9 protein-coding genes are annotated in these 8,657 nt (G+C 55.6%); 8 read left to right on the plus strand and 1 reads right to left on the minus strand.

Going from position 1 to position 8,657, the window contains the following annotated elements:
• The first annotated feature begins 27 nt into the window (after nt 1-27).
• The 8 genes from HMPREF3155_RS08530 to HMPREF3155_RS08565 are packed head-to-tail and all read left to right on the plus strand — an operon-like array spanning nt 28 to nt 8,337.
• Complete coding sequence (locus HMPREF3155_RS08530; RefSeq protein WP_070433089.1) at nt 28-1,776, plus strand: ATP/GTP-binding protein; 1,749 nt, start codon at nt 28-30, stop codon at nt 1,774-1,776.
• Nucleotides 1,777-2,073 carry a hypothetical protein gene (locus HMPREF3155_RS08535; RefSeq protein ID WP_070433090.1) on the plus strand — a complete coding sequence of 99 codons (297 nt, stop codon included), beginning with the start codon at nt 1,777-1,779 and terminating at the stop codon, nt 2,071-2,073.
• The gene (locus tag HMPREF3155_RS08540) at nt 2,070-4,211 is read left to right on the plus strand and encodes a peptidoglycan DD-metalloendopeptidase family protein (protein ID WP_070433091.1); all 2,142 of its coding nucleotides are present in this window, start codon (nt 2,070-2,072) and stop codon (nt 4,209-4,211) included. Before HMPREF3155_RS08535 ends, HMPREF3155_RS08540 begins: the two co-directional genes overlap by 4 nt.
• Nucleotides 4,212-4,228: 17 nt before the next feature.
• On the plus strand, nt 4,229-4,795 hold the full coding sequence (locus tag HMPREF3155_RS08545; protein WP_070420738.1) for a hypothetical protein: 567 nt from the start codon (nt 4,229-4,231) through the stop codon (nt 4,793-4,795).
• 24 nt (nt 4,796-4,819) lie between these two features.
• Nucleotides 4,820-5,527 (plus strand): hypothetical protein, encoded by a 708-nt coding sequence (locus HMPREF3155_RS08550; protein WP_070433092.1) that lies wholly within the window; start codon nt 4,820-4,822, stop codon nt 5,525-5,527.
• Between the two features lie 54 nt (nt 5,528-5,581).
• On the plus strand, nt 5,582-7,312 hold the full coding sequence (locus HMPREF3155_RS08555; RefSeq protein WP_070433093.1) for a type IV secretory system conjugative DNA transfer family protein: 1,731 nt from the start codon (nt 5,582-5,584) through the stop codon (nt 7,310-7,312).
• An 18-nt stretch (nt 7,313-7,330) separates the two neighbouring features.
• Nucleotides 7,331-7,687, plus strand: coding sequence for a DUF4913 domain-containing protein (locus HMPREF3155_RS08560; protein ID WP_070433094.1), 357 nt, complete (start codon nt 7,331-7,333; stop codon nt 7,685-7,687).
• A 23-nt stretch (nt 7,688-7,710) separates the two neighbouring features.
• Nucleotides 7,711-8,337, plus strand: coding sequence for a hypothetical protein (locus HMPREF3155_RS08565; RefSeq protein ID WP_070433095.1), 627 nt, complete (start codon nt 7,711-7,713; stop codon nt 8,335-8,337).
• Nucleotides 8,338-8,401: 64 nt separating this feature from the next.
• Here HMPREF3155_RS08565 and HMPREF3155_RS08570 read toward each other — a convergent pair.
• On the minus strand, nt 8,402-8,657 hold a 256-nt coding region (locus tag HMPREF3155_RS08570), incomplete at its 5' end, for a hypothetical protein (RefSeq protein WP_148138231.1).

Consider the following 8,657-nt stretch of genomic DNA (forward strand, 5'->3'; position numbering starts at 1 on the left):
CAGGATTCTAGGGAGCAGATTAAAGCAATGGGCACGCACGACGCAGAAATGATTACTCTACACGAGCAGATCTTGGACGGCGAGAAGGAAACTCCGTCCCGCTGGTCGAGCGAGGGTAGGCGCTATCGCAAGTGGAAAAAGACGAGCCAGAAGCACGCCGAAGCCATTGAGCGCCAGCGCCGACGTGCTGGCGGCGCCATGCCGGTGCGCGGCGAAAAGCCTTTCACCATCATGAAACCACGCGGCTTTACCGGCCACCACGCAGGCTACATGGCCGTTCAAAATGGCCCGATGGAATGGCAGACGACGACGAATCTAGGTTGCGGCTTTAATCCCAATGTCATTGGTGCCCCTGCACCGATTATTGGAACGCCACTAGGACGCCATGTCACCACGGGCGCGGCAGTAGGATGCGACCCGTTGTCGTGGTTTCGAGAAGGAATTATCGCTAACCCCTCCTGCTTTATTTTGTCGTTGCCGTCGCTAGGAAAGTCCACCCTAGTGCGCAAAATGCTCATGGGAGGGGCCTCCAATGGGCAGATTACGATTGCCGCAGGCGATATTAAAGGCGAATACGTCGGCTTTACCCACCAAGTCCACGGCCAGGTCATTACTGTTGGCCACGGCTATGGGCACATCAATCCTCTTGATGTGGGCGCGCTCGGTCGTGTTATCCCACAGCTAGAAGCCAAGCGCGCAGAACTTATGTCCTCTGAGCGAGACGAGGCTGCAGCAGAAAACGACGATATTTCTCTGCAAAACATTGAAGACTTGCTCAACCGCGCAAAAGAGCAAGTCCATGGCCGTCAGGTCACGATGGTAACCACGCTAGTCAGCCTTGGTCGCGGCGGCGCTGTCCAAGACTATGAGTCCATGCTCATTTCTGCGGCACTGCGCGGAATGTACGAAGAAGAGCGCATTGACTGGGAAAACCCGCCAGTGCTCAAAGACCTCATTGCCTACATCGAGCGCGGCCCGCAGTGGCTGCGCAAGCTCGGCAGAGCAGAGACTAACGAACAGTGGAATGCGCGCATTGACGCGCTTGTCCTTTCCCTTAACTCCCTGCTTGACGGCGCTACAGGCCGTATCTTTGACGGTCAGACTACTACTCCGATTGAGGTAGATTCACCGGCTATTTGTATCGACGTCTCCGCTATTGATCGTGGTGATTCCGCGATGAAAGCAGCGGTCATGATGGCCTGCTGGGGCTCTGCCTTCGGTGCCATTGAGGCTTCACACATGCTCGCCGATGCCGGCCTTGGCCCTCAGCGCTACTTCAATCTGTGCCTCGATGAGATGTGGCAGGTGCTCTCGTCAGCTCCGGGAATGGTCGGCCAGATTGACGCTTTGACCCGCCTGAACCGTACGGACGCGACTGCGTTGTTCATGATTACCCACACCTTCAAGGACTTAGAGGCCTTGCCGACTGAGGAAGACCGCAAGACAGCAATGGGCTTTATTGAGCGTGCTGGCATGGTTATTTGCGGCGGACTTCCCACCAGTGAGCTGGATATTTTGTCTACGCAGTTGGAGTTTTCACCTGCAGAAGCAGAAATGATCGTCTCGTGGTCTCGCGGTGCGCCGCCTGCGCGTTCACGCACTCGCGGTGCGAGGGCAACCCCACCTGGCCGTGGACGATTCATGATTAAGCCTGCTAAGGACGGTTCGCCAGGCATTCCGGTACAGACAATGCTTTTCCCGACTGAAGTTCAAGAGCAGCTGCACAATACGAACGCTCGCTTCGAGGACTTCTTCTTGGAAGGTGAGGGGGCATAGATGTCTGGCTTTGTAAGTCCTTTTGATGAGTCCACTAAGCGCCAGGCCATGGCGGAATTTGAAGAAACGTGGAAAGAGTATTCCTCTGCCTCTGCAGCGGCAAAAGCAATCGCCAAAGACTGGGGCATGGGGCGCACAACGCTGACGGAATGGCTGCAAGAAGAAAATCTGTGGCCCTCGCCCACAGTCAAGCAGGTTCAACACCTACAACGAGAAATTAACCGCCTAAAGCGGCGAAATGAGCATCTGCAAGAAGAAAACGAGCGACTGCGACGACTAAGGAGTGAAGACGGATGAAAAAGGTTATCGGAATCGCCGTCGCTATCGTCTTGTTCCTCGTTCTTATCATCGTCGTTGTCTTAGACGGCGGGAATGAGGATGAAGTATGTGCCGAAGATGAAGGCGGATCGGGATCAGGCGATGTCGTTGTTGATGGTGATTTTGCCTACCCGAGCGATAAAGAAGCCACCCAGGAAACCTCTCCTTATGGCCCACGCGAGGGCGGTATGCACTTCGGTCAAGACATTGCAGGCCCGCGTGGAACTCCTATTTACGCTTTCGCAGATGGTCGCGTTATCCAAGCCCAAGACTCTGGCGTGCAAGGATTCGGCGGTTGGGTTGTCGTGGAACACGACATCGACGGTAAGAAAATTCAAACCGTGTACGGTCACGAAGAACCTGGTCAGGTCAAGGTCAAGACCGGCGACAAAGTTACTAAGGGCCAGCACATTGCCGATATGGGCAGTGCCGGTCAGTCTTCTGGCCCCCACCTGCACTTCGAGGTTGTCGAAGGTGACCGAGCAGCAGGCGGTGAGCGCGTCGACCCTAAGCCATGGCTGGAAAAGGCCGAAGAAGGCAAAAAAGGCGGCGGAGATTCCGACAAGAAGGACAAAGACTCTAAAAAGAACTCGGACGGCGGAGGAAAAGTCCTTGTCGTAGGCGATTCCATCTCCAACGGTGCGCGCAGCCAAATTGAAAGCGCGATTCCAGGAGCCGAAGTCAGGGCCAAAGACTCCAAGCAATACGCAGCCGGTATGCAAGAAATCGACGACGGCGACCAATTCGACACTGTGGTCATGGCCCTAGGCACGAACGGCGAAGTGGGACAAGACCAGTTCGACGCGGCTAAAAACAAGATTGGTGACGCCAACTTAGTTCTTATGACCATCGCCGGTGTACCTCACGCCGACAGCTTTAATGACTCGGTGAAAAAGTCTGGTTACGACTACTTCGACTGGGCAGCAGAGGCGAATAAAGACCCCGGAATGCTCGTTGATGGAGTCCACCCCGGCCCATCTGGATCGAAGATCTTCGCCGACACCATGGCCGCCGCTGTAGGCGGCGGAAGCAAAGAAAGCTCGGATAGTGGCAGCAAGAAGAGCAAATCTAAAGGCAGTGGACAACCCGCTGACGAAAAGGGCGGATTTGAAGGGCTTACTGGTCGCCAGCTCGCCTTGGCGAAGCAGATCGTTGCAATTGGCGAGAGCATGCACGTCGATGAGAAAGGTCGACAGATTGCTGTAGCTACCGCTAAGCATGAGTCCCAGCTACAGGTCTACGCCAACGATGGAGTTATTACCCCAGAAGAACAAAGCGGTATGGCCGACGATGTGACGTCCGAAAAGCTCAAAAAGTCGCTGGATTTCCCGCACGATGCAGTAAGTAGTGACCATGGCTCTGTGGGCACCTTCCAGCAGCAGGTCGGTATTTGGGGTGATGTAGAAGAACTGATGAACCCAGCAGTTCAGGCGAAGAACTTCTATGAGCACCTCGAAGACGTCGATTACCAAGGAATGGAAGTAGGTGCAGCCGCAAGTACGGTTCAGGGCAACGATACGGGCACGGGCGTTTACCAGCAAGAAGCTGATATTGCGACGAAGCTGGTAGATAAATATCGCGGTGCAGGCAAGGACTTGTCCGAGGAGGAAATTGAAGCCTTGGGTGAGGCCAACGTAGGTGACGGCTGTGATACCGAAGCCGGAAACGGCGATTCCAGTGATGATCCGGCACCGTCTGGCGAGCTTGGCGAGCGCATTGTCGCCGCAGCACGTAAAGAATTCGGTTATCCCTACGTATGGGGCGGTGGCGACGAGAACGGCCCGACGAAGGGACAAGACGGCGGAGAAGAAGGCTACGACTGCTCCGGACTCGTTCTCCGTGCGGTGGCTGTCGCTACCAAGGGCAAGGTCAAGCTACCTCACCAGACGCAAGCACAGGCCAAAGACGAGCACCTGAAAAAGGTTGACTGGGAGGACAAGAAACCTGGCGACATCATTCTCATCGGCGGCGATGGAGCAGAACACCACGTTGCGATCTACTCCGGCAAGAAAGACGGAAAGGACAAATGGATCGAGGCTCAAACCTATGGCGTGGACTCCGGTGAATACGACGTACGCACCGATGAGCCACATCAAGCGTATCGAGTAAGCGAATAGGAAAAGGCAGGACAGCAATGAAAAAGACAGCTATCGCACTCGCCCTGGCCAGCACTGTAGCGCTCACGGCGTGCGGAAATGATGAGCCGGACGGAACGGATACCGGCATGGAAGACCCCACGGTAAGCCAGTGGGAGCAGCCCGAAGTGCGCGGCCCGCTTCAAGACACTGACCAAGAAGATGTTGACAAGGTCGCCCACGATGTTGTCGAGCAGATCTTCTCCTGGTCTCCAAAAGACGATCACACCATCGCCGATGCAGCCCGCAAGGCCGAGCCATTGATGGATGAAGACTTTGCCTACGACAACCGCGATTCTTGGTCGGGGATGTTCAAAGTGCCTGGCAAACAGTGGGCTAGTTGGGTCGACGATAAGGCTACGGCCTCGGTAGAGCTCACCGAAGGCCTGGAAGAGCGTCCCGAAGACACCGATATGGAAGCCCGACGCCAGTACTCGGTAGAAGTCACCGTCAAGGGTGACAAGCATGAGCAGAAACTGCGCTATGACGTCTTCGCGCACTTTAACAACCTGGGGTGGTGGAGATTAGACAACATCACCATCTCCCAACCACAGACCATGTCATAAACAGAATCGACAAGGAGTAAAACCATGAGCAAGGCCAGCGACAACGCCCGATTTGATGAAATTGAAAACCTTGTGACCTCGGAGGAATACAAGGACAGGCTCAAAGCAGCAGAAACTACCTCACAACTGCGCGAGATTGGAGCAGAGGCCGGCGTCGACGTTGACGACCGCAGTGACATGGGTAAGTTCATGCACAAGCTAAAAATCCTTGGCATTGACTACAAGGCCATGTCGGCTATCGAGAGGGAAGAGCGACAGGCTCGCCAGCACGAGCGCGCCGAAGAACTCGCACAAAATGACGCCACCGGCACTCGCCTAGATGTGTGGACGGGCGCAGTAGAAAGCGACAAGGGCGATAAAGGTGCTTTCGCCCTAGTTGACGAGACGGGCGAGGCTATTTGGTTTGGCAGCTTCTTTGATAACGACGCCATCTATACGCCAGGCGATATTGGCAGTGCTGAACAGTCAGCTGCGGAAAAGGCGGTCTACCTTGCTCGCCGCGTACAAGAGGAAACGGGAGCAGAACTCATTGACCTGCATATCCACACTGAATACCCCGACCTTGATGAAGATGAGCTGCGACTTCGAGGCGTTGCCAAAGACTCCCAAGTTGCCGTGACCATCGAGGTCGATCCGACAGATGAGCGTGCGTCCTCGGTAGCGCGTATGGGAGGGTTCCGCTCGCTGAAAAACGTTGACCTCGCAAGCCTTGTTGAACTCGATGATGAATAACCGTCAAAGTGACGAAAACCCGCAGGTAAATAGCACAGGAAAGGACGAAGAGTAATGGGCAAAACCAACCCCAGAAACTCAGGCGGGCCAGGAGCGGACGGGCAAACCATCTTCCTTGCTGTCATTCTCGTAGCAGCATTGTCCGTACTTGGCACCGTGCAAATCGGTGCGGTAGCAAGCTGGAAGCTTGCCGGTAAAGAAAAACCACCTCTCAACCCATTTCAAACACTAGCCGGACTTATCAAAGGTCAGCTGGAGTGGACTGTCATTGCGACGGTAGCCGCAGTGCTGCTGTGGCTAGTTATTGCTGGGTTGGTTTATCTATGGATGAAGTCCAAGCCGAAAAAGACCACCAGCACTACGGGACAGGCCTCAAAGTACTTGGCCCCCAAAGGCGATATTGCTTCCTTGTCGCGCAAAAGCGCGGAGAAGAAGGCAGCGAAGTTTATTGGCGAAGACGCCGCTAAAGACTATCCCGGCCTGCGCATGGGCAAAGATCTACAGTCGCGACGCGGGGTGTATTCCTCGTGGGAAGATCTGTATCTCGTGATTTTCGGGCCTCGCCGAGGAAAGACCACGTCTCAGGTTATTCCGGCTATTGTCGATGCTCCGGGAAACGTACTGACGACCTCGAATAAGGCCGATATTGTCTATGACACTGCCGCGATTACCGAGGCACGTGGAAATATCTGGATTTTCGACCCTCAAGGCCTTGTTGCTGGCCGCGACGATCGCCCGTGGTATTTCGACCCTCTCGACGCGGTACGCCGCGACCCGATGAAGATGGATAGTGAAGCTATCGCGCTGGCCGATATTTTCCGCTCCGCAGCCCACGGCGATAACAGTACAGGCGACGCCTTCTTCTCCGAAGGCGGTCGTGACCTGCTGGGCAGACTGTTTCTCGCCGCAGCACTGGACAACCGCCCTATTACCGACGTTTTCCGCTGGGTTAACGACGATGAAGACCGCACGCCAGTAGGTATTTTGCAGCGCTTTGACGAATGGGAATCCATGGCCGACGCGCTCAACGGAACCTACAGCATTACCGAGCGCACCCGCTCCGGTCTTTTCTCCCAAGCAGCGCAAATGGCTGCGCCACTGGGACGACGAGCCATCAGGCAGTGGGTTACCCCAGGCGAGGACAAGGACAAGTTCGAACCCGAGCAGTTTGTCCGCGCCGACCACGACACGTTGTATCTGTTGTCCAAGGAAGGCGTAGACAACGCGGCTGCTCTAACGACGGCACTAGCAGCGGCCACAATGAAAGCTGCCGAGCGCTATGGCGAAGAAAACGGTCTGCGCCTGCCAGTGCCGATGATTGCCGCCCTCGATGAGGCTGCGAACACGGTTCCGTGGCCCGAGCTTCCTAAGCTGTACTCCCACTACGGTTCGCGTGGAATTATCGTCATGACCATCTTGCAGTCCTATGCCCAAGGCGTAAAAGCCTGGGGCAAGGAGGGCATGGAGGCCCTGTGGTCTGCTGCGTCCGTTCTGCTCTACGGCGGCGGAGTCCGTGACCAAGACATGCTCAACAAGCTAGAGCTTCTTATCGGAGACTATGAAGAGCTGACCAAATCCGTATCTCGCTCAGCAGACGGAGGACGCTCAACGTCGATACAAGCGCGGGAAAAGAAGATCCTCAACGCGGCAGAACTAGCTGCCTTGCCCTATGGACAAGCACTCGCGTTTACCGGGCGACGGCCATTCGCGCTGTATCTAGAGCCGTTCTGGGAGCGCACCTACTGGAACGACGAAACCCGCCAGCTGCTTCCTGCACAACAGTAACTACCACCGGAGGAATCCATGGCAGAAGAGAAAATCGATCCCAAAGACTTCCACTACAAAAGCGTCTTCGAGTTTGTCGATAAGTTCCTAGTGACTATGTACCCGACTACCGACAACCGGATGAAAAACATCGCGTGGTCTCCCACCTGGTGGAACCACCCCGAGGTAATCGCCCGACTAGACGGGCTCTGGAAGCGCTACGAGTATCTGCGGGTAAAGGAGCCAGATACTGCACTTGAGACCTTCCTGCGCCTGCACGGCGACTACCACATGCGACAAATCATGAAGGACGACGGAGTCTTCGCCGATTGTAAGCGTGAAGACGTTCCATCTCGTCCGCTACCAGTTACTTCCGCAACTAAACCCGCCTCCTAAACAAAAGCGAAAGGACACCTACTATGTCTCGTACATCTGTCGATGCGTCCACAGCCCGCACTATCCGAAACCTGCGCCGCGCACTACATGCAGAGCGTGTACGCCACTTTCCTCCACGCACGATTCAGCCAGGCCCCAACGCTCTCACACGCATGGCAGGCGGAGCACTCGCAGTAGAAGGTTGCCGAGCGCTCATAGAAGAAAATGAGCAATCCCGCACATGGGTCATTGATGATTTCAACCGCCGCGGTATGGCCGAATCTGCCGCCGCCATCGCCGATAGCTTCGAGGACAACATGGCCTTTACTGACGAAGACGGCCACGATTTCCGATTTTCTTCCCGTGACGGAGAACTTTCGCGTTATAGCGTGGAACGCCTTGGCAAAGACATCTCCGCAGCAGCCGGAGACGACGACGCCCGCGAGGTCACCGCATTGTCTCCGGCAGAAGTCATTGAAGATCTAGAAGCCCAGGACGCAGATCCCGAAGCCATTGATTCCTACGCTCTCGCGGTAGGCGACAGTGACGTATCCCCCAGCGATCAGCTAGTTAACCAGCTACAGGAAGAGACCAGCGAAGAACTGGAATCGCCGGGTAACGAACTTGCTGACGCAGCCGAACAAGCCGATGAGCAGGTTGCCGAAATGTAGCCATACACCCGCGCACAAGGCGGTAGAAAGACCAGACGGTTCTTTCTACCGCCTTTCTGTTTATCTAGAGCTCTGGGCCTTGCTCTTCTTCAAGCTCATCAGCGGGGGCTTGTTCGTCGGTAGTGTCGCTGTCGCTGGTAACGCTTTGCTGTTCGCCACCTAGTCCGAGGCTGGCGAGGAAGTCGAGGCCAGCTTGCGCGCCCTCGTGCAGTTCGTCGGCGTCTTCATCTTCTGCTGTGGTCTCGGGTGCAGGTTGCTCTTCCTCTACGGTGTTCTGGACGGCGGCGTCTTGCTCATCGTGGTGAGTATCGTCATTGTCT

Origin of the sequence: Corynebacterium sp. HMSC06D04 (assembly GCF_001807315.1) — a bacterium.
Lineage (GTDB): Bacteria > Actinomycetota > Actinomycetes > Mycobacteriales > Mycobacteriaceae > Corynebacterium > Corynebacterium simulans.

What these genes read in the sequence shown, in the direction of transcription:
- HMPREF3155_RS08530 (WP_070433089.1), top strand. Translation starts at nt 28, where the DNA reads ATGGGCACGCACGACGCAGAAATGATTACTCTACACGAGCAGATCTTG.
- HMPREF3155_RS08540 (WP_070433091.1), top strand. Translation starts at nt 2,070, where the DNA reads ATGAAAAAGGTTATCGGAATCGCCGTCGCTATCGTCTTGTTCCTCGTT.
- HMPREF3155_RS08550 (WP_070433092.1), top strand. Translation starts at nt 4,820, where the DNA reads ATGAGCAAGGCCAGCGACAACGCCCGATTTGATGAAATTGAAAACCTT.
- HMPREF3155_RS08555 (WP_070433093.1), top strand. Translation starts at nt 5,582, where the DNA reads ATGGGCAAAACCAACCCCAGAAACTCAGGCGGGCCAGGAGCGGACGGG.
- HMPREF3155_RS08565 (WP_070433095.1), top strand. Translation starts at nt 7,711, where the DNA reads ATGTCTCGTACATCTGTCGATGCGTCCACAGCCCGCACTATCCGAAAC.
- HMPREF3155_RS08535 (WP_070433090.1), top strand. Translation starts at nt 1,777, where the DNA reads ATGTCTGGCTTTGTAAGTCCTTTTGATGAGTCCACTAAGCGCCAGGCC.
- HMPREF3155_RS08560 (WP_070433094.1), top strand. Translation starts at nt 7,331, where the DNA reads ATGGCAGAAGAGAAAATCGATCCCAAAGACTTCCACTACAAAAGCGTC.
- HMPREF3155_RS08545 (WP_070420738.1), top strand. Translation starts at nt 4,229, where the DNA reads ATGAAAAAGACAGCTATCGCACTCGCCCTGGCCAGCACTGTAGCGCTC.